We start from the raw sequence: 22,842 nt of genomic DNA, 5'->3' as shown, positions 1-22,842 counted from the left end.
GGTCACATCTATGCAGATTCAGTATGCTTGCAAATTAATGGTTTCACCGAACGGGAGGTCAATTTGATCCCGGATGTATCTCAGGCGCTTTCCTGGCTGGAAGCCCACCCTCAGGCATTAAAAGGTATTCGTCGTGGTATCGAGCGTGAAACGCTTCGGGTTAATCCTGATGGTTCATTAGCGACGACGGGTCACCCGGAATCTTTAGGTTCAGCTCTGACGCATCGCTGGATCACCACCGATTTTGCTGAAGCCTTATTAGAATTCATTACGCCCGTCGATGACAATATTGAACATCTGATGGCGTTTCTGCGTGATATTCATCGTCACGTGGCCCGTGAGCTTGGTGACGAGCGTATGTGGCCGTTCAGCATGCCGTGCTTTATCGAATCAGGGCAGGATATTGAACTGGCACAATATGGCGCCTCGAATGTCGGGCGTTTCAAGACGCTTTATCGCGAAGGCCTGAAAAATCGCTATGGCGCACTGATGCAGGTAATTTCCGGCATCCATTACAATTTTTCGTTGCCAATGACGTTTTGGCAGGAGCGGTTGGGTGTTACCGATACCGAAAGCGGGAAAGAGGCCATCTCTGCAGGTTATTTCAAACTCATCCGAAACTATTACCGTTTTGGTTGGGTGATCCCGTATCTGTTTGGTGCGTCGCCTGCAATCTGTTCCTCATTCCTGAAAGGCCGTGTAACGGATCTGCCTTTTGAATATACCGAAGGCGGTTTGTGTTATCTGCCTTATGCGACATCGTTGCGCCTGAGTGATTTAGGGTATACGAATAAGTCGCAGAGCAATCTGGGTATCACTTTTAATGATCTGAACACCTATGTTCAGGGTGTGAAGAAAGCGATCCGCACACCGTCTGCTGAATATGCGGAAATGGGGGTGAAAAAGGACGGCAAGTATCTCCAGCTGAACACCAATGTGTTACAGATTGAGAACGAACTTTATGCGCCAATCCGGCCTAAGCGCGTCACCAAATCGGGTGAAACCCCTTCGGATGCGCTGATGCGCAGCGGGATTGAATACATTGAAGTCCGTTCGCTGGACGTTAATCCGTTCTCGCCAGTCGGTATCGATGCAACCCAGGCGCGTTTCCTGGATCTGTTTTTGGTATGGTGTGCTTTAGCCGATGCGCCGGAAATGAACAGTGATGAGTTGCTTTGTACGCGCAAAAACTGGAACCGCGTCATCCTTGAAGGGCGTAAACCGGGTCAGACAATTGGTATTGGGTGTAACGATGAACGTCAGCCATTAGCCAGCGTCGGCAAAGCATTGTTTGCTGATCTGAATCGGGTGGCTCAGGTCATGGATAATCAAAACGGTGATCATCTTTACCAGGATGTCTGTAAAGAGTTAGCTGCTGCGTTTGATGATCCTGAACTGACTTATTCTGCCCGCATCCTCAAAGATCTGAAACAGCAGGGCCTCGGTAACCTCGGGCTGGACTTGGCGGAAAAATATCGGCAGATGCTGGTGAGTGAACCGCTGGAAGTGTTGGATGAAAGTGCCCTGCTGGCTGAGCAGGATGGTTCATGGCAGCGTCAGCGCAACCTGGAAGCCAGTGATAAGCTAAGCTTTGAAGAATACCTGGCTGCAAATGCAGGCAGTAGTGATAAGTAGAAAAGAAAAAGGCCACAATTAATGTGGCCAAATAAACATCTCTGTTTACAGGGATGATGATAACAAATGCGCGTCTTTCACTAATTAAGACCCGCATGCTGGGAAAAGGTTTCCTGAGTTCGCAAAAAAAATTAATTTATTTAGGAGAGGTGACGATATGCCACTGTTGGATAGCTTTACCGTAGACCATACCCGTATGGCAGCACCTGCTGTTCGCGTCGCAAAAACCATGAATACCCCGCACGGGGATACCATCACTGTGTTCGATCTGCGTTTCTGCCGCCCGAACATTGAAGTGATGCCGGAACGTGGTATCCATACGCTTGAGCACCTGTTTGCGGGTTTCATGCGTAATCATCTGAACGGTAACGGTGTGGAAATCATTGATATTTCTCCGATGGGTTGCCGTACCGGTTTTTACATGAGCCTGATCGGTGTGCCGGAAGAGCAACGGGTTGCTGACGCCTGGAAAGCAGCAATGGCTGACGTTCTGAAAGTGAAAGAACAGCGCCAGATCCCAGAGCTGAATGAATACCAGTGCGGGACTTACGAAATGCATTCCCTGCAGGAAGCCCAGGAAATCGCACAACACATTATCGATCATGATGTTGTCGTGAACCGTAACGATGATCTGGCTCTGCCAAAAGAGAAATTGTCTGAACTGCACATCTAGTTTTTAGTTCGTGTTGATGACAAAAAAGACGCGAAGTTCGCGTCTTTTTTATGTCTGAAATTCAGAAAGTTAGTGCTGGTTTACAGTGCTTTGCAACGGTTGTAACGGCCGGACCTGCACCTGTTTAATCATGTTGTCCTGTACATCCAGGATCTCAACTTCATAATCTTCAATGCGCAGGCTGGTTCCGATTGTCGGGATCTCTTCCAGTACTTCCAGCAGCATGCCGTTGATCGTTCTTGCTTCTTCGGCGGGAAGATGCCAGTTAAAGGCTTTATTCAGTTCCCGCACGTTCGCACTGCCTTCAATCAGCACTGAGCCATCGCTTTGTGGCGTGACTTCTTCAGCCAGCGTCGGTGACATTGAGGTTGTGAAATCGCCGACGATTTCTTCGAGGATATCCTCAACCGTGACCAGCCCCTGAATATCACCGTATTCATCAACCACGATGCCCACTTTCTTTTTATTCCGCTGGAATTTTACCAACTGAATGTTCAGCGGGGTGCCTTCCGGAATGTAGTAAATCTCATCAGCGGCGCGCAGCAGATTTTCTTTGGTAAACTCTTTTTTCTCGGTCATCAGGCGATAAGCTTCGCGCAAACGCAACATCCCAATTGCGTCGTCGAGTGAGTCCCGATAAAGCACAATACGGCCATGAGGCGAGTGAGTAAGCTGACGAATAATCGACTTCCAGTCGTCGTTGATATCAATACCAACGATTTCATTGCGCGGCACCATGATGTCATCAACAGAGACTTTCTCCAGATCAAGCACGGAAAGCAGCATGTCCTGATTTCGGCGCGAGATATTGGAGCGAGACTCGTTCACGATGGTACGCAGTTCTTCTTTACTGACGGCATCACTGAGGCTGGTGGTGGTTTTGATGCCGAACATTCTCATCAGCAAACGCGAGAGACTGTTAAGGATCCACACCAGCGGCATCATAATGGTCTGCAGCGGACGCAACAAAATGCTGCTCGGGAAGGCGATACGTTCAGGATTCAGTGCGGCAAATGTTTTAGGCAGCACTTCTGCAAACAGCAGAACGACAAATGTCAGGACGCCCGTGGCAATTGCCACACCCGCATCGCCGTACAGACGGATACCCACAATGGTTGCCAGAGCGGAAGCAAGGATGTTGACCAGATTGTTGCCGATAAGTACCAGGCTTATCAGCTGATCCGGGCGTTTTAACAGCTTTTCGACGCGCCGCGCCGCGCGGTTACCTTGTTTAGCCAGGTGACGTAACCGGTAACGGTTGAGTGTCATCATACCGGTTTCGGAGGCTGAAAAATAAGCCGAAACCACCACCATGATGATCAATGTGATGATCAGGGTTGTTGTTGAGACGTGCTCCAACGGGTATTCCTTTTAATTAATGAACCATGATTTGCTGGATCAGGCGACTGCCAAAATAGGCAAGGGTCAATAGGATGGCGCCCGCCATGCTGAACCATACCACGCGACGGCCACGCCAGCCTTCGTGATAATGGCCCCACAGCAGGACGATATAAACGAACCATGCCAGTATCGATAAGACGGCCTTGTCGATATTCTCCGGGCTGAACAGGTTGTTCAGATACAGTAATCCGGTGCACAGCGTCAGTGTCAGTAAAATCACGCCAATCTGGGTGATGTGAAAAAGTTTGCGTTCAATACTCATCAGCGGCGGCATATCAGCCGTAAACGTCAGGCGTTTATTCTTCAGCTGATAATCCAGCCATGCCAGCTGCAACGCATAAAGAGCGGCAATCATCAGCGTAGCATAAGAGAACAATGCCAGGCCGATATGTACCAGTAAGCCTTTGCTTTCCTCAAGGTGCGTGATGAACTCACCCGGAAGAAACGTCACGAACGCCAGATTGATCAGCGAAAAACTGTAAACAATAGGCAAAACGAACCAGCCGCGATTGCGCGAGGCGACGATGGTCATTACCGTTCCGATGATTAAACTGACTACCGAGCCGATATTGACCAGGCTGAGGTTCTGGCCGGTGCTGACATCAAAAATACGCTGCTGCAACGCCACGGCGTGGCAAACCAGTGCCACCACAACAGACATCAGTGCTAAGCGCCGGTATGCGCTGTTCTTCCGGATGATGCTCGGAATAATCAGTGCAAGGCTGAACAGATAGGCCAACATGGCGACGAGAGCAAAAACTGACATAGCGTTTCGGTTGCATCGAAAAGTGAATGAGAACCGCAGTATAACGTTACCCGCGTCACGCTCCAACCTATCTGAGATGCCAAAGCAGAGATCGTCCGCACTTCGTGTTATAATCCCGCAATTACGTCGCAAAAGCGGCCTGTCATTACGTTGAGCAAGAGACGATGTTTGAGAATTTAAGCGATCGATTGTCGCGCACACTGCGCAATATCAGCGGCCGCGGGCGGCTGACCGAAGAGAATATCAAAGAGACATTACGTGAAGTGCGTATGGCGTTACTGGAAGCGGACGTTGCGCTGCCGGTCGTGCGTGACTTCATCAACCGGGTGAAGGAAAGCGCTGTTGGCCATGAGGTCAATAAGAGTCTGACGCCGGGTCAGGAATTCGTCAAAATTGTCCAGAAAGAACTGGAAACCGCGATGGGTGAGGCTAACACCGAACTCAACTTAGCGGCACAGCCTCCGGCTGTGGTGCTGATGGCAGGTTTACAAGGTGCCGGTAAAACAACCAGCGTCGGTAAACTGGCGAAGTTCCTGAAAGAAAAGAAAAAGAAAAAAGTACTGGTCGTGTCCGCCGACGTTTATCGCCCTGCGGCGATCAAGCAGCTGGAAACCCTGGCACAACAAGTTGAAGTGGATTTCTTCGCGTCTGACGCGCAGGAAAAACCGGTTGATATCGTTAACCGTGCTCTGCAGCAGGCGAAACTGAAATTCTACGACGTGTTGATTGTCGATACTGCCGGCCGTTTACACGTCGACGAAGCGATGATGGACGAAATCAAACAGGTACATGCCGCGATTAATCCGGTGGAAACCTTGTTTGTTGTCGATGCCATGACCGGTCAGGATGCTGCGAATACCGCAAAAGCGTTTAACGAAGCGCTGCCGCTGACCGGTGTGATCCTGACGAAAGTGGATGGTGATGCCCGTGGCGGTGCTGCGCTGTCGATTCGTCATATCACCGGCAAACCGATCAAATTCCTGGGTATGGGTGAAAAAACCGATGCACTGGAGCCGTTCCATCCGGATCGTATTGCCTCCCGTATTCTGGGCATGGGCGACGTTCTCTCTCTTATCGAAGACATTGAGAGTAAAGTTGACCGCGCGCAGGCAGAAAAACTGGCCAGCAAACTCAAAAAAGGCGACGGCTTTGACCTGACCGATTTCCTCGAGCAGCTCAAGCAAATGCGTAATATGGGTGGCATGGCGAGTATGATGAGCAAACTGCCGGGTGTGGGGCAGTTGCCGGATAACGTCAAATCCCAGATGGATGACAAAGTGCTGGTGCGGATGGAAGCGATCATCAATTCGATGACGCTGAAAGAGCGCGCTAAGCCAGAGATTATTAAAGGTTCCCGTAAGCGTCGTATCGCGATGGGTTCCGGCATGCAGGTGCAGGACGTCAACCGCTTACTTAAGCAGTTCGACGATATGCAGCGCATGATGAAGAAAATGAAGAGTGGCGGCATGGCGAAAATGATGCGTGGCATGAAAGGTATGATGCCACCGGGTTTCCCTGGCCGTTAATCGACGTCACTGCCTATATATCAGCCATATAGGCGGCTCATGCAAAATGGTGGCTAAGGTTTCTACGCTTTAGATTGCTTTTTGCGCCAAAATGAGTAAAATTTTCGGGCTTTTTATATTGCAACCAGACCCCGTTCCCCGATGGGGTCTGGTTGTTTTATTAACTAAAGAGGATGTTATGGTAACAATTCGTTTAGCACGTGGCGGCGCAAAAAAGCGTCCGTTTTATCAAGTAGTAGTGACCGACAGCCGCAACGCTCGTGACGGTCGTTTCATCGAACGCGTAGGTTTCTTCAACCCATTGGCTTCTGGCCAGGCTGAAGCACTGCGTATGGATCTGGACCGTGTTGCCCATTGGGTTGGTCTGGGTGCTACCGTTTCTGATCGCGTTTCTGCGCTGATCAAAGACGCTAAGAAAGCAGCTTAATCTGTCGCGGTGGTGGCAATGAGCAAGCAATCCAATCCAGTGGTACCCGCTGAGCCGTTAGTCCTTGGCAAAATGGGTTCAACATACGGCATTCGTGGTTGGCTCAGAGTGTTTTCATCCACCGAAGACGCTGAAAGCATCTTTGACTACCAGCCCTGGTTTATCCAGCGTGCCGGTAAATGGCAAGTTGTCGAGCTGGAAGGCTGGAAACGCCATACTCAGGACCTGATTATCAAAGTCAAAGGCGTTGATGATCGGGATGCGGCGAATCTTCTGACCAATTGCGAAATTGTTGTCGATTCAAAGCAACTGCCTCCACTGGAAGACGGTGACTACTACTGGAAAGACCTTTTTGGTTGCCAGGTAGTGACAACTTCCGGTTACGAACTGGGCAAAATCATCGATATGATGGAAACCGGTTCTAACGATGTGATGGTAGTTAAAGCCAACCTGAAAGATGCCTTCGGACTCAAGGAGCGGTTGATTCCGTTCCTCGATGGGCAGGTTATCAAGAAAGTCGATCTCACTACTCGCACTGTTGAAGTAGATTGGGATCCTGGTTTTTGACCTCCGTAGTGTTTACTCATGTAAACAAGGTCTGGTTGAGCGGTCAAACATTTGGAAGGGGTAGGCTATGTGGATCGGTATAATTAGCCTGTTTCCTGAAATGTTCCGCGCAATTACGGATTACGGGGTAACTGGCCGGGCAGTTAAGAATGGCCTGTTGAGCGTAAATTGCTGGAGTCCACGTGATTTCGCATACGATCGACATCGTACCGTGGATGAGCGCCCTTACGGCGGTGGTCCCGGAATGCTGATGATGGTGCAACCCTTACGGGAGGCCATTCATGCAGCAAAAGCAGCGGCAGGCGAAGGTGTGAAAGTGATTTATCTTTCACCTCAGGGGCGCAAGCTGGATCAAACCGGTGTTTGCGAACTGGCGGCTCATCAGAAAATTATTCTGGTTTGTGGCCGTTATGAAGGGATCGATGAGCGCATAATCAAAACCGAAATTGATGAAGAATGGTCAATTGGCGATTATGTTCTTAGCGGTGGAGAGTTGCCGGCAATGACTCTGATTGATTCAGTTTCCCGTTTTATACCGGGTGTTCTGGGTCGTCAGGCTTCAGCAGAAGAAGATTCTTTCGCTGACGGATTGTTGGATTGTCCCCATTATACCCGCCCTGAAGTGTTGGAAGGCATGGAGGTACCGCCAGTTTTACTGTCGGGAAATCATGCTGATATACGTCGCTGGCGCCTGAAACAGTCGCTGGGTCGAACCTGGCTTAGAAGACCTGAACTTCTGGAAAACCTAGCTCTGACTGACGAGCAAGAGGTGTTGCTAAGAGAGTTCCAAAAGGAACATCGGCTTAGTCAACAAAACTATGAAGGGAACGCCAAAGCATAACGCGAGGCCGTCCCGATATATCAGTTTACCTAGGGTAAGAGACATATTATGAGCAATATCATTAAACAAATCGAACAAGAGCAGATGAAGCAAGACGTACCTGCATTCCGTCCAGGTGATTCTCTGGAGATTAAGGTATGGGTCGTTGAAGGTTCTAAAAAGCGTCTGCAGGCATTCGAGGGCGTGGTTATCGCTATTCGTAACCGCGGTCTGCACTCTGCATTCACTGTTCGCAAAATTTCTAACGGCGAAGGTGTTGAGCGTGTATTCCAGACTCACTCCCCGGTAATCGACAGCATTACTGTTAAACGCCGTGGCGCCGTTCGTAAAGCTAAACTGTACTACCTGCGTGAGCGTACTGGTAAGTCTGCTCGTATTAAAGAGCGTCTTAACTAAGGTATCGCTAACGCGACATCTACTAGTTAATATAGAACAAGGGGTTAGCCATCGGCTAACCCCTTTTTTTGCATCAATGACCACATATTGACTACGCAGCAGAAGGCTGGCTACCCGGCTTTGAGATAACCCTGGCGACCGATTCATGCGTAGCAAACGTGCAACTGCATTCAATATTCTGGCACTGATGATAGCGTTCTTTTGTTGATTCACTCAGATAACGGCTTGAACGTGTATGGGCGACCTTTCCACAAAGCGGACAATGCATCATAAAAACCTCCGGCATGACAGGTAAGTGATGAGGTCATTATGAAACTCATAACTTGCAAAAGCAAGTCAATATTATGAAATTGAAGATTAACAAGTCATATCTGCAACATAAAGCTTCAGAGTCAACATGGTAGCAAAACCTTTCTCATTGATTTCGTGCAGAGCTGAATCAATGAGCCGTTGTTGCAACTGAATCGGTTTTTGCATGTTGTGCCTCCTGACACGTTTTGATGGCTTCAATTTGTAAGCCGCAATCCATCAGCGCAGATTCCAGCTGAAGAATATCGGCACTCAGGTCCTGGTTAGTGGTGGGATGACTGGCCGGTATCGGGCAGGAACTCACTGCCGGACAGCCAACGTAAATAATCGCTGGCGGAGCTGAAGGCGGGGCGCTGGTGCAGCCGGCTAATATCAGCAGGCAACCCGTTATCAGCCCACTGACGGGTTTGCGAATTTTCATAGAGGCTCCTCAGCCTTTGTTGTTCACGGGCTTGCATCACCTGTTGAGCGGCGCTCAGGTTTTTGCGTAATGACAGTTCAGCCTGTTCACGCTGACGCATTTGTTGGTTTAACAGGATGATCAACTGCTCCCGTTGATGTAACTGTGTGCTCAGGGCGTCACGTTGCTGACGGCTCTTATCGAGGTCGTGCTGTAATGAGCGGTTGGAAAGTATCAACATGGCAACCAGCAAAGTCATTGCGGCCAGAACGGCCAGAAATATGCGCATTCATATTCCTTTCAGGCAGAGGGCACGTTCGGCGTTTCGCCTGCGTTCCAGACCCCGGTTGCGTTCGCCATTGACGAAAACCCACCGTGGCAGCTGATCACAGGCTTGTCGCCATTGCCATTTGTTGATGAAAAACGCCAGTGTTGATCTACACGCGGCACCGGTACCGACGTTAAAACTGAAGGACACCACAGCATCAAAAACCGGTTGAGGCATCGTGACCGGCATGCATTTTTTGATGGCACGCTCGGTTTGCTGAATATCGGCCAGCAGGTTTTCAGCGGCCTGATGTTCAGTTATTTCCCGTGCCGGTTTAACGCCTGCCGTATGGCCAATACCGCTGGTCCATACCCCGGCGCTGCACTGATAGGGTTGCAGCTGACAGCCTTCAAAGTCGGTGATCAGCCGCAATCCTTCTTCCGACACCTGCAATGACAGGTAGCCCGGCAATGCCGCCATCAGCCCTAACACGACGGCAACGCTGCAGCGTTTAAGAGTTGAGGTTTTCATAGTCGTCTTTGCTCAGGCTTTTACGTGCCAGCAACTGGTAGCTTTTGCGCCGGTAGTACCAGTTGATCAAAAACGTGCCGACACCCACTGCTGAGCCGATCAGAAAGGCAACATCTTGCGAGGTCAGACTGGCAAGCCAGGTCAGCGAGGTGGCTATAAAATAGGCACAGCCTGAACTGATGCGTTCTGTATTCAGTCCCATAATTTGAGAACCTCCTGTACGGGTTGTTCTGCTATGTCTGGCATATCGACGGCTGTGCCATGGGGTAATAACGGGCCTAAATCCGCGATGCCAGTATTGGCGGCATACACTTTTTCGACGACGGACACCGTGCGGTTGTAATAGCGCCAGCATAGGGAATCGAGGGTATCGCCCTGTTGTGCATAGATTTTCATGGGTTTTCTCCGCAAGTGAATGAAATCGTCAGGGGGTGAGTTCAGTCTGCGTAATAGCACGCCGGGAGACAATCTGAGAGGGGTGTGAAACGGCTGGCACAACAGATAAGCAGGCAGTGAAGACAGGGAGAGGGCGGGGCGCTTACTCCGGAGGGAAACCGGTCGGGCAAGCGCCAGCAATGTTGATGACTACCGCTGCGGAGTCTGGCAATCAGTGGGTGTCGTCAGCGCTCCCGTTGCAATACACAGCGTCCTGATTTTCGTCAGTCAGCGCCTGGCTGGCCAGCTCTGAGATCAGTGACATCACGACCAGAAATTCTTTTGGATTGCATTGCGCCGTCTGCGAAATGTCTGCGATCAATTGTATCCTGGACAACGTTAGCTGTTGTTTAGTCAGGTTTTCCATTTTCTCCCCTCGCCAGATACTGTGTTTATATACAGTATTCTTTAATTGATGTAATACGTCAACAGTCAGGGTATTTCAAAATTTATAATTCATTGAATTTATGCATGAATTTTTATTGGCGTGGTTTTTGTATCAATTCAGACCGTCATCATTAAGGTCGGGAGGCGGTTAAACGTTTCTTCTTCCATGAGTAGCTTTTGCGAGATTTGACGATTCAGATTGTTTCTCGCGTTGACCTGTTTAATACGCGGCCACAAGCGTTGTGTGAAAACTGTCACCAGGAAATGAAACGCAGCGCGACCCCTTTTGTTTTCAGCAAAAAGATATGTCGCTGATATAAAAGTGTTCGCAGGCAACGGGGCAGCGTTGCCAGCTGAGAAAGGGCCATTTGCTGGCGCTGACAAAAATCACGAGTCAGGGGCTTTTCCAGCGGACTGCTGAGCGCGGCACGCGGGGCAACTCCACCACCAGCCGCCCGGAAAACCTTGCCCGGCTCTCCGGTTAAGCGCGGGCGGCGGTAAAGCAATTGTTCTGTCTGTGATATTATCTGTCATACTGGCTTTTCCAAAAATGAAATATGGGAAGCCTTCCGGAAATAATATTATTCCCAGTGAGTTGATTAATTTGAATGGTGTTAATTCAGCTGTTTATACTGGCCGGTAATTCTTTCTTTTGAGTTCTTCAATTTCCTGACATTCAATACATCGCTGTACACCTGAGATGATGTTCCTGCGTTGTTCCGGGATGGAAGCTTCGCAATCCACACAGAACAAGGCCGACGGTTCAGGCTGTGTGCGGGTTGCCTTTGATATTTGCGCTTCAAGTACTCTCAGTTGGTATTCCTGTGATTCATCTATCCAGTCGGTCATGAATAAAATTCTCCTGTAAATATCGTCATGAAATGGTGAAGGGATAATAAAGCCTGAGTAATTTTCAATTGCTCTTCGTCACTTAATTGTGAATAGGTCAGAAAAGTATGATGTTGTTTAAAGCCAGCATGAAAACATAATGTGGTTTTCCATTTTTCAGGGGCCTGATCAAAAATAACCTCAACCCGACTTTTATTCCGGGGGAAATAGGTTTCTTTCAGATGAGCGATATGGCGCAGGCCAGCCTGGCGCTGCTGCTCCGTTCCTAAAAACATCGCATCTCCTTATTTCTCCACGACGCCGTAAATTTGGTATCATGGTCGTCTGTCGGTACATTACATAATCAATCTAAGCTTGCATTTGCGAGTTGTCAAGATGATATTTACAGATTCAGGAGTTTTCGCCAGATGCAATTAGATGAACTTGAAGGTGGAAAAGCTGTTCTGACGCGTATGCTTCAGGCTTACGGCTTTAGCATGCAGAAGGAACTGGGGGATCTGTATGGATTGTCATCTGGCACGATAAGTACTTGGGTAAGAAGGGATTATTTCCCCGGTGATGTTGTCGTCGCCTGTGCGCTGGATACCGGTGTCTCGTTGCGCTGGCTGGCAACGGGCAAAGGTACGATGCAAGATGCCAATGCTTCAGCTGCCGGGGTATCAGGTGAAATCCACCAGCTTAAAAAATTAAGATTGCGTGGCGGCACGCTTGAGGAAGAAGGCCTCTGGGCTGTTGACCCGTCGCTGCTGGACGATTCGCTGGCACAGCCTGCGTATATAGTGAAGGGCAACCATTCGTGGATTATCGATCTGGGCAGTACGCATCCCGGCAATGGCCGCTGGCTGCTGGATATCGATGGTGACCTGGATGTTTACGATGTGGCCCGCATTCCAGGTAACCGCCTGAAGGTGAGCCGTCAGGAAAGTCATTTCGAATGCGGTGTTGATGAAGTGACTGCTTTAGGGCAGGTGTTTATTACTCTGGATCGTAACCTGTAGATTTCTCTTCCTCAGCAACATCTGCGTTGCTGAGGCTATTCCCAATCTCGTCCTCACTCCTCCTCTCTTAATGATTACGGCCTCTGCGGATAAATCGTATGTAACAATTACGGTACAGTCATTTCGATCCTGACGCCCTTTATGTAAATAAAACTTTCCATAAAATGTCTTATTGCCGTCAATTGGTAATTTTATGTTTACAAGTAAGGCTTGCTAAGTTTACGCGCTGTGTTAATGTTGTCCGCAGATGCCGCCGTGGCAACCCCTTTTCCTTATAACGGAACACGATCATGCAAAAAGATGCCCTGAATAATGTTCACATCACTGCTGAACAAATCCTTATCACTCCTGAAGAGCTGAAAAACCGTTTTCCTTTGAGTGTCAGTGATGAAAACAGTATTTCCGAAGCTCGTAAAACCATCGCGGATATCGTCCATGGTCGTGATCCTCGTCTTCTGGTGGTATGTGGCCCGTGTTCGATTCATGATGTTGATGCAGCGCTGGATTACGCACGTCACCTGAAAACCCTGGCGGCGGAACTGAGTGATCGTTTGTACATCGTCATGCGCGTGTACTTTGAAAAACCGCGCACGACTGTTGGCTGGAAAGGGTTGATTAACGATCCGCACATGGATGGGACGTTTGATGTGGAAGCGGGTCTGCACATTGCCCGTGATTTACTGCTGCAACTGGTCGGCATGGGGTTGCCGCTGGCGACAGAAGCGCTGGATCCCAACAGCCCGCAATACTTAGGCGATCTGTTCAGCTGGTCAGCGATCGGTGCGCGTACCACAGAATCGCAAACACACCGGGAAATGGCGTCTGGTTTGTCAATGCCGGTGGGCTTCAAGAATGGGACTGACGGCAGCCTGGGCACAGCGATCAATGCGATGCGTGCGGCAGAAATGGCGCACCGCTTTGTGGGGATCAATCAGGCTGGTCAGGTTTGTTTGCTGCAGACTCAGGGCAACCCGGACGGACATGTTATTTTACGCGGCGGCAAAACGCCAAACTACAGCGAACTTGATGTGCAGGCTTGTGAAAAACAGATGGCCGATGCGGGACTCCGTCCTTCCTTGATGATAGATTGCAGTCACGGTAACTCAAACAAAGACTATCGTCGCCAGCCTGTTGTGGCTCAGTCCGTCATCGACCAGATTAAAGCCGGCAACCGTTCTATCACGGGGCTGATGCTGGAAAGTCATCTGAATGAAGGCAGCCAGTCTTCTGAACAACCGCGTTCAGAAATGAAATACGGTGTGTCTGTCACGGATGCCTGCATTAACTGGGAAACGACGGAAAGCCTGCTGCGCAGGATGCATCAGGAACTGGGCGACGCGCTGGCGACACGAATCGCAGGAGAGTAAGTTTTTATGGTGGCAGAACTTAACGCGTTGCGCGATCAGATCGATGACGTAGATAAAGCGTTGTTAGATCTCTTATCACGGCGTCTGGCGCTGGTGGCAGAAGTCGGGGAAGTCAAAAGCCGTTATGGTTTGCCGATTTATGTGCCTGAACGGGAAGCGGCAATGCTGGCTTCACGCCGTCAGGAAGCGCAGAACCTCGGTGTTCCGCCCGATCTGATTGAAGATGTATTGCGCCGCGTGATGCGTGAGTCCTACTCAAGCGAAAACGACAAAGGCTTCAAAACGCTGCATCCGGCACTGCGCCCGGTGGTGATTATCGGCGGAAACGGGCAGATGGGGCGTTTATTCACCCGTCTTCTGGAGCTTTCCGGCTATCAGGTAAAGGTGCTGGAACAGGAAGACTGGCCGCAGGCAGAGACGCTGCTGGCTGATGCCGGTATGGTGATTGTCAGTGTACCCATCCACCTGACCGAAGAGGTCATTGCCCGACTGCCTAAACTACCTGAAGATTGCATTTTGGTGGATCTGGCGTCGGTGAAAAACCGTCCGTTGCAGGCGATGCTGGCGGTGCATGAAGGGCCGGTTCTTGGTTTGCATCCGATGTTTGGTCCGGACGTCAGCAGCCTGGCAAAACAGGTGGTGGTGTACTGTGACGGCCGCGAACCTCAGGCCTATCAGTGGTTGCTGGAGCAGTTGCAGGTCTGGGGCGCGCGGTTGCATAAAATCAGCGCCGTCGAACATGACCAGAACATGGCTTTTATTCAGGCGCTGCGCCATTTCGCGACCTTTGCGTACGGCATGCATTTATCAGAAGAGAATGTGCAAATCGAACAGTTACTGGCATTGTCTTCACCGATTTATCGTCTCGAACTGGCGATGGTCGGACGGCTATTTGCGCAGGATCCTCAGCTTTACGCTGACATCATTATGTCGTCAGAAAGCAATCTGGCGCTGATCAAACGTTACTATCAGCGTTTTGGTGATGCCCTTGCTCTGCTGGAAAGCGGCGATAAACAAGCATTTATCGATAAATTCAGACAGGTTGAGCACTGGTTTGGCGATTATGCGCCGCGTTTCCTGAAAGAAAGTGGTGCGTTACTGCGCCAGGCAAACGACAATCGCAAGTAATTTCATAAGCAGGTGAACAAAAGGGCGTTGCTTGGTGCAGCGCCCTTTTTGTTTGCGCCATTACAGATCGACGGAGACGACGTTTTCGCTTGGATAACAGCCGAGAACTTTCAGCGAGCGGGTGATAGGTGCCAGATCTTTCAGCGCCTTTTTCATCTCTTCTGAACGCAGGTTCGCCTGCACATCGATATAAAACATCTCTTCCCACGGATTGCCGTTAATCGGGCGTGATTCCAGTTTGGTCATGATAATGCCCTGGTCGCGCAACACCAGAAGTGCGTTCACCAGCGCCCCCGCTTGCTGGCCGGTTGCCATAATCAGTGTGGTTTTAGCCGGAACCTGATCCGTCACTTCAATGGCTTTGCGCGCCAGGATAATGAAGCGGGTGATATTTTCCTGCTGATTCGCCAGATTATGTTCCAGTACCTGCAACTTATACAACGCACCACCGGCTTCGCTGCCCAGTGCGGCCACGTGGGGAGAACTGGCTGCCGCCACTTTTTCCATCGCTGCTGCAGTACTTTCACAGTATTCAATTTTCCAGTGAGGGAAGCGGTTAATGAACTGGCTGCATTGCTGGAAGGGTTGCGGATGGCTATAGACCGTCTGAATCTGCGACAAATCAGTGTCAGTCGCGACCAGTACACAATGGTTAATAGGATTAGTCAGTTCACCTACAATTGACAAGCTGGTGTGTTGCAGCAGATCGTAAACGTCATTGATTGAGCCTGAACTGGTATTTTCAATCGGTAATACTGCGTAATCGGCCTGACCGGTTTCTACCTGAGAGAAGATGTCCTGAAATTTCTGGCAACCACATTCGATGAACTGGTCGAAATGACGGGCGGCAAACTGACGCGCGGCAAGATGAGAATATGAACCTTTCGGACCGAGGAAAGCGATGCGTGCTGAGTCAGAAGGGGTTTTGTTCAAATGTTGCTGCAGGAGCGCCTGCTGCGTGAGAACGGAATCTTCAATGATCAGCTGATAAACACGGGTGATGTAATGCCCGTCAAGTCCCTGCTTTTTTCCTTCCTGAATCAGTGTGTTAATCAGGTCTGCTTCACGTTCTTTATCGCGGATAGGGCGGTGAGAGTGCATTTTGGATTGCGCGACTTCAATTGCCATCGTACGTCGTTCCGCCAGCAGAGCCAGCAGTTTCAGGTCTAATGCGCTGATACGTTCACGCAGTGCCAGTAATGAGTTCTCGGTCATGTTGTTACCCTTTTAAATGTTCTTTCTTTCAGCAAAATGTGTAAAACGCAGGCATAAAAAAAGCCCCCTTTTCAGGAGGCTTTATTGTTCGTCTTCGCATTCATTCTTTCGCGACGAAACGCCTCCCAATCAGGGGAAGGTAAAAAAGAATGCGAAGAAAAACAGACGGGTATTCATGTATGCCTTGTTTCCATGAGTTTGAGCAGAGTCTTAAAGTAACCGCAGGCTTTTCCTTGTGTCAATAACATTTCCTTCAGACACAAAAAACGCGCTCCTCGGAGCGCGTTGTTACTGACATGTCGGATAACCCGGTTATTCCTCTTCTTCCTGCACCGGTTCCAGATTGAGTTCTTTGACGCCGGATTCTGCACGGCGAGCCTCACCCTTATGCTGCGCTTTGTTGAGTTGTCGCTCAAGTTTGGTCGTCATTTCGTTAATCGCAGAGTACATATCATCGTGCGTGGCGCTGGCAACCAGTTTCCCGTTTGGGGTACTGATGGTCGCATCGGCGACAAATCCCTGAGGTTCTTTAGACAGGATTATGTGCGGGTTAATGAGCTGAGTTTGCCATTTATCCAGTTTTTTCAGACGGCCTTCGATGTGTTCACGAATCGCGGTGGTGATGTCCATTTGTTTACTGGTAATGTTGACTGTCATATAACTTACCTCTCTTCTTTCCGTCTCCGATGAATCCAACATACCAGCCTTTTTTACGAAATGCGTCCCCAAACTCACGGTTTTTTGTCACTTTTTGTCAACTTTGGCGTTTATGTGATACAGGGTAATTAATGGCCGGAAAGACCTTGAGACTTCATTCAGGAGCAGGCATGATTGATAGGATAAGTGCGTTATTCTTTCCTGTTTTTCTGCGTTTCCCCCTAGAAAAAAGCCAAAAAAAAACGGCAGCCTCAGCTACCGTTTGTCTACGGACATGTAAAATTACGCTGCACTGTTAGCCGCAATAATTTTCGCGACTTTATCAGCCTGAGTGTTCAGCTGCAGTTCGCGGTAGGCGTTTTCCATCAACGGCAGCGCATCATGCGTTGCTTTAGTATCCGGATAATCTTTCAGCATTTGCTCTACACGGTTAACGACAGCGACGTAAGCACCGCGTTTAGTGTAGTATTGCACCACTGACAGCTCGTACTTCGCCAAACGATCTTTCAGGAATACCAAACGTTTAGTCGCGTCAGTGGCGTACTGGCTGTTTGGATACGTGTGGATCAGCTGGCTGAAATCACGGAATGCTGCACGTGCATGCTGTGGATCACGGTCTGAACGATCAACACCGAAAAATCCTTGCAGTGCACTGTCATCCAACGCCATATCCGTTAAACCACGCATATACATGACGTAGTCAATATTCGGATGTGTTGGGTTCAGACGCATAAAGCGATCAATAGAAGCCTGAGCCATAGGCAAGTCAGCAGACTTGTAATAGGCATAAATCAGATCTAACTGAACTTGCTGCGAGTAAGGCCCAAACGGATAGCGGTTATCGAGCGCTTCTAATTGCGCAATAGCGCCTTTAAAGTTACCGTCCTGCAGCTTTTGCTGGGCAGTAGCATAAAGGACGTTAGGCGGGTTATCGGGAACCGTTTCTTTGGAACTGGAGCAACCGACCAGCGCCAGGCTCAACGTGGCTGCTGCCACCAGATATTTCACACGCGTCATGACGTTTTGATTATCCTCAGGTGTTATTCTGGGAGACTGTCCGTTAAGCTCCCGACAAAGACCAGCTACAATAGCACATTATTTTAAACGGCATCGCCGTGAAAACCCAACGTTAACCAAGAAGCTGCATATGGCACAACAAGTACAACTCACCGCAACGGTGGCCGAATCTCAACTCGGTCAACGGTTAGATCAGGCTTTGGCCGAATTGTTCCCTGATTATTCAAGATCTCGTATAAAAGATTGGATCCTTGAAGACAGGGTCACGGTCAATGGCAAAAAAGTGACCAAACCAAAAGAAAAAGTGTTGGGTGGCGAGGCTATCGCAATCGATGCGCAAATTGAAGAAGAAGCGCGTTGGCTGCCACAAGATATCGCTTTAGATATCGTGTATGAAGATACTGATATTTTAGTCATCAATAAACCTCGCGATCTGGTTGTTCATCCGGGCGCAGGAAATCCTGATGGCACAGTACTGAATGCGTTGCTGCATTATTACCCGGCAATTATTGATGTGCCGCGCTGCGGCATTGTGCACCGCCTGGATAAAGATACTACCGGCCTGATGGTGGTCGCGAAGTCTGTGCCCGCACAAACGCATCTGGTGACTGCACTTCAGGCTCGCGAAATTACCCGCGAATATGAAGCCGTGGCGATTGGTACAATGACGGCAGGCGGCACAGTGAATGAGCCGATTGCGCGCCATTCCACCAAACGTACACATATGGCGGTCCATCCGACAGGTAAACCGGCGACGACACACTATCGCATTATGGAGCATTTCCGTGCTCATACGCGTCTGCGCTTGCGTCTGGAGTCCGGACGTACCCACCAGATCCGTGTGCATATGGCGCACATTAACCATCCTCTGTTAGGCGATCAGCTTTATGGCGGCCGCCCGAGACTGCCTAAAGGTGCCTCGGAATCGTTTATTAATATGTTGCGCGGATTCGATCGTCAGGCTCTTCACGCTACCATGCTGCGCCTTTATCATCCGGTCACCGGTATTCAGATGGAATGGCATGCGCCACTTCCCCAGGATATGGTTGACCTGATCAGTGCGCTTAAAGCAGATACCGAAGAGTTCAAGGATCAGATGAACTGGTAATGTGCGCACTTATCAAGCCTCAGTGGCCGCAACCGGCAACGGTGCGGTCATGTGCGACGACCCGGGAGGGCGGTGTCAGTTTGCCTCCTTACGGGGCGCTTAATCTTGGCGATCATGTCGGAGACTCCCCTGAACATGTCGCTTTGAACCGTCAGCGTATAGTCGAACTCGGCGGGCTGCCAGCTTCACCACATTGGCTGGAGCAGGTTCATGGTACCGACGTTGTTCGTTTAACGGCGCATATTCCCCGCAGTCCTTCTTTAATTGCTGATGCGGCTTATACCCGCGAACCAGGTGTTGTTTGCGCAGCAATGACAGCTGACTGCTTGCCGGTGCTGTTCTGCAGCATGAACGGTGATGAAGTGGCAGCAGCCCATGCCGGTTGGCGTGGTTTGTGTGCGGGGATATTAGAAAATACGGTAGCCTGTTTTGACGCCGCTTCCAAAGACATCATGGCATGGATGGGACCGGCAATCGGCCCTTCGCATTTTGAGGTCGGTGGAGAAGTTCGCGAAGCCTTTATGGCTGTGAACGGTGCGACATCTGCGGCTTTTAGACCCGTTGGCGCGAAATTTATGGCTGACATTTACCTGCTCGCACGGCTGCGCTTACAGTCGGCTGGCATCACAGCTATCTACGGCGGCGAACATTGCACAGTCACTGACAGCCGTAAATTTTACTCTTACCGGCGCGACGGCGTAACCGGACGGCTGGCAAGTTTAATTTGGCTGATATAACCTATCGAATCAAGACGATCCATCGCGCATAACAGCAGTCCTCTGAATATACTGCCAAGATAACCTTGAAAACGTGAGGGTTGACCTCATTTAATCTCCAGTAGCAATTTTGTTCAGTATTGGAGGTGTTATGCGTCTGGATCGTCTTACCAGCAAATTCCAGCTTGCCCTCGCGGATGCCCAGTCACTCGCGCTCGGGCGTGACAATCAATTTATCGAACCTGTTCACCTGATGAGCGCATTACTCACTCAGGAGGGCGGAACCGTGCGTCCTTTATTAACGGCGGCCGGGGTAGATACCCAGAAACTGCGCACGGACGTTGATCAGGCTTTGGGGCGTTTGCCGCAAGTTGAAGGTACCGGCGGCGATGTTCAACCATCCCATGAGCTGGTACGTGTTTTAAATCTTTGTGACAAATTGGCACAACAACGTGCCGATACCTTTATCTCTTCAGAACTGTTTGTTCTGGCCGTGATGAAAGACCGTGGCTCTTTAACGGATATGTTAAAAGCCTGCGGTGCAACGGCCGATAAAATGACAACTGCCATCGATCAAATGCGTGGGGGTGAGAAAGTGGATGATCAGAATGCCGAAGATCAACGTCAGGCATTGAAAAAATTCACTATCGATCTGACCGAACGTGCCGAGCAGGGCAAACTGGATCCGGTCATTGGTCGTGATGAAGAAATTCGCCGGACCATTCAGGTTCTGCAACGTCGTACCAAAAATAACCCGGTACTGATTGGTGAGCCTGGTGTCGGTAAAACCGCGATTGCAGAAGGGCTGGCACAACGCATCATTAATGGTGAAGTGCCGGAAGGTCTGAAAAATAAACGTGTGCTTTCATTAGATATGGGCGCGCTGGTGGCCGGTGCTAAATATCGCGGGGAATTTGAAGAACGACTGAAAGGTGTTCTGAGCGATCTCGCTAAACAGGAAGGTAATGTCATTCTGTTTATCGATGAGTTGCACACCATGGTTGGTGCCGGTAAAGCCGATGGCGCAATGGATGCCGGGAATATGCTTAAACCGGCGTTGGCGCGGGGTGAACTTCACTGTGTGGGCGCGACGACATTAAATGAGTATCGTCAGTTTATCGAAAAAGATGCGGCGTTAGAGCGTCGGTTCCAGAAAGTGTTTGTTGCTGAGCCTTCTGTCGAAGATACCATTGCTATTTTGCGTGGTCTGAAAGAACGCTATGAGCTGCACCACCATGTGCAGATTACTGACCCGGCCATCGTTGCGGCGGCGACATTGTCGCACCGTTACATTTCCGACCGTCAGTTACCGGATAAAGCGATTGACCTTATAGATGAAGCGGCATCCAGCATTCGTATGCAAATGGATTCCAAACCTGAATCTCTGGACCGTCTGGATCGCCGTATTATCCAGCTCAAACTGGAACAGCAGGCGCTGAAAAAAGAGTCTGATGATGCCAGTGTGAAACGTCTGGAAATGCTGGAAGCTGAACTGAGCCAGAAAGAGCGTGAATATTCTGAGCTGGAAGAAGAGTGGAAAGCTGAGAAAGCGTCACTGACCGGCACCCAGAATATTAAAGCCGAGCTGGAGCAGGCGAAGATTACGCTTGAGCAGGCCCGGCGTGTTGGCGACCTGGGACGTATGTCAGAATTGCAGTACGGGAAAATTCCTGAGCTTGAAAAACAACTGGCTGCAGCGACCCAGGCGGAAGGTAAGACCATGAAACTGCTGCGCAACCGCGTGACAGATGTGGAAATTGCCGATGTGCTGGCGCGCTGGACCGGTATTCCGGTGGCGCGGATGCTTGAAAGTGAACGTGAAAAACTGTTGCGTATGGAAGAAGAGCTGCATAACCGTGTGATCGGCCAGAATGAAGCGGTGGAAGCGGTATCAAATGCGATTCGTCGTAGTCGCGCAGGGCTGTCAGATCCAAACCGCCCGATCGGGTCATTCTTGTTCCTGGGGCCGACGGGTGTAGGTAAAACCGAGCTGTGTAAGGCGCTGGCAACATTCCTGTTTAACAGTGATGACGCGATGGTTCGCATCGATATGTCGGAGTTTATGGAGAAACACTCAGTTTCACGTCTGGTCGGTGCGCCTCCGGGTTATGTCGGTTATGAGGAAGGTGGCTATCTGACAGAAGCGGTTCGTCGCCGTCCTTACTCTGTCATTTTATTAGATGAAGTAGAGAAGGCGCACCCGGATGTGTTCAACATCTTATTACAGGTGTTAGATGACGGTCGCTTAACGGACGGGCAGGGCAGAACGGTCGATTTCCGTAATACGGTAGTCATTATGACCTCTAACCTGGGCTCTGACATTATTCAGCAGCACTTTGGCGAGGCGAGCTATGCACAGATGAAAGAATCGGTCATGGAAGTGGTTACACACAGCTTCCGTCCGGAATTCATCAACCGTATAGATGAAGTCGTTGTGTTCCATCCGCTGGGCCATGCGCATATTAAAAATATCGCGAAGATTCAGTTGGAGCGTTTGTATAAACGTCTGGAAGAACATGGCTACTCGGCAACGCTGACCGATGCGGCGCTTGAATTGCTGGGTAATACCGGATTTGACCCGGTTTATGGTGCGCGTCCATTGAAGCGTGCTATCCAGCAAGAGATTGAGAACCCGCTGGCTCAGCAAATCTTGTCCGGCAAGCTGATCCCAGGTAAGCCAATTACTGTCGATGTGGAAAATGATCACATCATCGCAAGACAGTAAATAGATAAGTCGCGGTCTTAAACGGGCTCCGGAGCAATCCGGGGCCCGTTTTTTATACATTTCTTGTTCGTTATTAATTCGTTTGATGGATTTATGAACATTTGATAAAAAAAGTGAAATTAGCCCTTGCGGCCTGCTGAGAACTCCCTATAATGCCGCTCCATCGACAGGGAACAACGTGAACAACATCACGAAGTAACCGGGTCGGAAAGATTAAAAACAGCGGCAACCGGATGAAATAAACGGTTGACACTGAATGAGGAAAGCGTAATATACGCCACCTCGAGTTAGCAAGCGAAAGCGCGTAACTCACTGCTCTTTAACAATTTATCAGACAATCTGTGTGGGCACTCACAAGACGATATCAGCCACCTCGGTGGCAAAAAATATCAAGTCTTAGAGTGACCAAGCAGTAATTCATTTAGTTGAATTATTACGAAGTAATCTCTGAGCACCGCTTAACATGTTTAAGCAAATCGAACTTTTAATTGAAGAGTTTG

Annotated in this window: 28 protein-coding genes and 1 other annotated feature; of the genes, 13 read left to right on the top strand and 15 right to left on the bottom strand. The window is 49.8% G+C overall.

What is annotated here, in order from left to right:
* The first annotated feature begins 63 nt into the window (after positions 1–63).
* Entirely contained in the window at positions 64–1,635 is a 1,572-nt protein-coding gene (gshA, locus tag ACOZIO_RS15825) for a glutamate--cysteine ligase (RefSeq protein WP_129954603.1), read from the top strand.
* Positions 1,636–1,792: 157 nt separating this feature from the next.
* Positions 1,793–2,308, top strand: coding sequence for an S-ribosylhomocysteine lyase (gene luxS / locus ACOZIO_RS15820; protein ID WP_129991587.1), 516 nt, complete (start codon positions 1,793–1,795; stop codon positions 2,306–2,308).
* Positions 2,309–2,377: 69 nt separating this feature from the next.
* On the opposite strand, the gene ACOZIO_RS15815 is transcribed toward luxS, so the two are convergent.
* Both ACOZIO_RS15815 and ACOZIO_RS15810 read right to left on the bottom strand, forming a co-directional pair.
* The gene (locus ACOZIO_RS15815) at positions 2,378–3,667 is read right to left on the bottom strand and encodes an HlyC/CorC family transporter (RefSeq protein ID WP_129954605.1); all 1,290 of its coding nucleotides are present in this window, start codon (positions 3,665–3,667) and stop codon (positions 2,378–2,380) included.
* A 16-nt stretch (positions 3,668–3,683) separates the two neighbouring features.
* Positions 3,684–4,475 carry a cytochrome C assembly family protein gene (locus tag ACOZIO_RS15810; protein ID WP_129954606.1) on the bottom strand — a complete coding sequence of 264 codons (792 nt, stop codon included), beginning with the start codon at positions 4,473–4,475 and terminating at the stop codon, positions 3,684–3,686.
* A gap of 164 nt (positions 4,476–4,639) precedes the next feature.
* Here ACOZIO_RS15810 and ffh point away from each other — a divergent pair, with 164 nt between their 5' ends.
* The 5 genes from ffh to rplS all read left to right on the top strand — a co-directional run bounded on the left by ffh (position 4,640) and on the right by rplS (position 8,232).
* Positions 4,640–6,001 (top strand): signal recognition particle protein, encoded by a 1,362-nt coding sequence (gene ffh / locus ACOZIO_RS15805; protein ID WP_129954607.1) that lies wholly within the window; start codon positions 4,640–4,642, stop codon positions 5,999–6,001.
* A gap of 178 nt (positions 6,002–6,179) precedes the next feature.
* Positions 6,180–6,428, top strand: coding sequence for a 30S ribosomal protein S16 (gene rpsP, locus ACOZIO_RS15800; protein ID WP_015689395.1), 249 nt, complete (start codon positions 6,180–6,182; stop codon positions 6,426–6,428).
* 18 nt (positions 6,429–6,446) lie between these two features.
* The gene (rimM, locus tag ACOZIO_RS15795) at positions 6,447–6,995 is read left to right on the top strand and encodes a ribosome maturation factor RimM (RefSeq protein WP_129954608.1); all 549 of its coding nucleotides are present in this window, start codon (positions 6,447–6,449) and stop codon (positions 6,993–6,995) included.
* A 67-nt stretch (positions 6,996–7,062) separates the two neighbouring features.
* Positions 7,063–7,836 (top strand): tRNA (guanosine(37)-N1)-methyltransferase TrmD, encoded by a 774-nt coding sequence (gene trmD / locus ACOZIO_RS15790; RefSeq protein ID WP_013574037.1) that lies wholly within the window; start codon positions 7,063–7,065, stop codon positions 7,834–7,836.
* A 48-nt stretch (positions 7,837–7,884) separates the two neighbouring features.
* The gene (rplS, locus tag ACOZIO_RS15785) at positions 7,885–8,232 is read left to right on the top strand and encodes a 50S ribosomal protein L19 (RefSeq protein WP_013574038.1); all 348 of its coding nucleotides are present in this window, start codon (positions 7,885–7,887) and stop codon (positions 8,230–8,232) included.
* 91 nt (positions 8,233–8,323) lie between these two features.
* Here the strand turns inward: rplS and ACOZIO_RS15780 are convergent, their stop codons facing one another.
* From ACOZIO_RS15780 to ACOZIO_RS15740, 9 genes are all read right to left on the bottom strand, one after another.
* Positions 8,324–8,503: an ogr/Delta-like zinc finger family protein gene (locus ACOZIO_RS15780; protein ID WP_129954609.1), complete on the bottom strand. Its 180-nt coding sequence runs from the start codon at positions 8,501–8,503 to the stop codon at positions 8,324–8,326.
* 168 nt (positions 8,504–8,671) lie between these two features.
* Positions 8,672–8,914 (bottom strand): Rz1-like lysis system protein LysC, encoded by a 243-nt coding sequence (gene lysC, locus ACOZIO_RS15775; RefSeq protein ID WP_421595528.1) that lies wholly within the window; start codon positions 8,912–8,914, stop codon positions 8,672–8,674.
* Complete coding sequence (gene lysB / locus ACOZIO_RS15770) at positions 8,805–9,230, bottom strand: Rz-like lysis system protein LysB (protein WP_377427571.1); 426 nt, start codon at positions 9,228–9,230, stop codon at positions 8,805–8,807. The genes lysC and lysB overlap by 110 nt, the downstream gene beginning before the upstream one ends.
* Positions 9,231–9,740, bottom strand: a complete 510-nt coding sequence (locus ACOZIO_RS15765) for a lysozyme (protein ID WP_217138223.1) — start codon at positions 9,738–9,740, stop codon at positions 9,231–9,233.
* The gene (locus ACOZIO_RS15760; protein WP_015695945.1) at positions 9,721–9,942 is read right to left on the bottom strand and encodes an HP1 family phage holin; all 222 of its coding nucleotides are present in this window, start codon (positions 9,940–9,942) and stop codon (positions 9,721–9,723) included. Before ACOZIO_RS15760 ends, ACOZIO_RS15765 begins: the two co-directional genes overlap by 20 nt.
* Complete coding sequence (locus ACOZIO_RS15755) at positions 9,933–10,136, bottom strand: tail protein X (RefSeq protein ID WP_217220884.1); 204 nt, start codon at positions 10,134–10,136, stop codon at positions 9,933–9,935. The genes ACOZIO_RS15760 and ACOZIO_RS15755 overlap by 10 nt, the downstream gene beginning before the upstream one ends.
* A 211-nt stretch (positions 10,137–10,347) precedes the next feature.
* Positions 10,348–10,542, bottom strand: coding sequence for a hypothetical protein (locus ACOZIO_RS15750; protein ID WP_129991574.1), 195 nt, complete (start codon positions 10,540–10,542; stop codon positions 10,348–10,350).
* A 647-nt stretch (positions 10,543–11,189) separates the two neighbouring features.
* On the bottom strand, positions 11,190–11,411 hold the full coding sequence (locus tag ACOZIO_RS15745; RefSeq protein ID WP_129954613.1) for a TraR/DksA C4-type zinc finger protein: 222 nt from the start codon (positions 11,409–11,411) through the stop codon (positions 11,190–11,192).
* Positions 11,408–11,686, bottom strand: coding sequence for a hypothetical protein (locus ACOZIO_RS15740; RefSeq protein WP_421595489.1), 279 nt, complete (start codon positions 11,684–11,686; stop codon positions 11,408–11,410). Before ACOZIO_RS15740 ends, ACOZIO_RS15745 begins: the two co-directional genes overlap by 4 nt.
* A 132-nt stretch (positions 11,687–11,818) precedes the next feature.
* Between ACOZIO_RS15740 and ACOZIO_RS15735 the strand changes: the two genes are divergently transcribed.
* The 3 genes from ACOZIO_RS15735 (at position 11,819) to tyrA (ending at position 14,904) form a co-directional block, all read left to right on the top strand.
* Entirely contained in the window at positions 11,819–12,409 is a 591-nt protein-coding gene (locus ACOZIO_RS15735) for a helix-turn-helix domain-containing protein (RefSeq protein WP_129954615.1), read from the top strand.
* 290 nt (positions 12,410–12,699) lie between these two features.
* Entirely contained in the window at positions 12,700–13,776 is a 1,077-nt protein-coding gene (locus tag ACOZIO_RS15730; RefSeq protein WP_129954616.1) for a 3-deoxy-7-phosphoheptulonate synthase, read from the top strand.
* Between the two features lie 6 nt (positions 13,777–13,782).
* Positions 13,783–14,904 carry a bifunctional chorismate mutase/prephenate dehydrogenase gene (tyrA, locus tag ACOZIO_RS15725; RefSeq protein WP_129954617.1) on the top strand — a complete coding sequence of 374 codons (1,122 nt, stop codon included), beginning with the start codon at positions 13,783–13,785 and terminating at the stop codon, positions 14,902–14,904.
* A 60-nt stretch (positions 14,905–14,964) separates the two neighbouring features.
* On the opposite strand, the gene pheA is transcribed toward tyrA, so the two are convergent.
* The 4 genes from pheA to bamD form a co-directional block, all read right to left on the bottom strand.
* Positions 14,965–16,119: a bifunctional chorismate mutase/prephenate dehydratase gene (gene pheA, locus ACOZIO_RS15720; RefSeq protein WP_129954618.1), complete on the bottom strand. Its 1,155-nt coding sequence runs from the start codon at positions 16,117–16,119 to the stop codon at positions 14,965–14,967.
* Positions 16,120–16,172: 53 nt separating this feature from the next.
* Positions 16,173–16,297, bottom strand: a sequence feature (Phe leader region).
* On the bottom strand, positions 16,249–16,296 hold the full coding sequence (locus ACOZIO_RS15715) for a hypothetical protein (protein ID WP_369794779.1): 48 nt from the start codon (positions 16,294–16,296) through the stop codon (positions 16,249–16,251). It overlaps the preceding feature by 48 nt.
* Positions 16,298–16,431: 134 nt before the next feature.
* On the bottom strand, positions 16,432–16,776 hold the full coding sequence (raiA, locus tag ACOZIO_RS15710) for a ribosome-associated translation inhibitor RaiA (RefSeq protein ID WP_421595488.1): 345 nt from the start codon (positions 16,774–16,776) through the stop codon (positions 16,432–16,434).
* Between the two features lie 282 nt (positions 16,777–17,058).
* On the bottom strand, positions 17,059–17,793 hold the full coding sequence (gene bamD, locus ACOZIO_RS15705) for an outer membrane protein assembly factor BamD (RefSeq protein WP_013574066.1): 735 nt from the start codon (positions 17,791–17,793) through the stop codon (positions 17,059–17,061).
* 130 nt (positions 17,794–17,923) lie between these two features.
* Here bamD and rluD point away from each other — a divergent pair, with 130 nt between their 5' ends.
* The 3 genes from rluD to clpB all read left to right on the top strand — a co-directional run bounded on the left by rluD (position 17,924) and on the right by clpB (position 22,342).
* A complete protein-coding gene (gene rluD / locus ACOZIO_RS15700; protein ID WP_129954620.1) occupies positions 17,924–18,901 on the top strand; it encodes a 23S rRNA pseudouridine(1911/1915/1917) synthase RluD in 978 nt (325 codons plus the stop codon).
* On the top strand, positions 18,901–19,638 hold the full coding sequence (gene yfiH, locus ACOZIO_RS15695) for a purine nucleoside phosphorylase YfiH (RefSeq protein WP_129991572.1): 738 nt from the start codon (positions 18,901–18,903) through the stop codon (positions 19,636–19,638). Before rluD ends, yfiH begins: the two co-directional genes overlap by 1 nt.
* A gap of 130 nt (positions 19,639–19,768) precedes the next feature.
* A complete protein-coding gene (gene clpB, locus ACOZIO_RS15690; RefSeq protein WP_421595487.1) occupies positions 19,769–22,342 on the top strand; it encodes an ATP-dependent chaperone ClpB in 2,574 nt (857 codons plus the stop codon).
* The last annotated feature ends 500 nt before the right edge of the window (positions 22,343–22,842 follow it).

The organism is Rahnella sp. PD4 (assembly GCF_049199325.1).
Classification (GTDB): Bacteria; Pseudomonadota; Gammaproteobacteria; order Enterobacterales; family Enterobacteriaceae; genus Rahnella; species Rahnella perminowiae.
The sequence above is the reverse complement of the archived record's forward strand: the minus strand, read 5'-3'. Positions and strand labels throughout refer to the sequence as shown.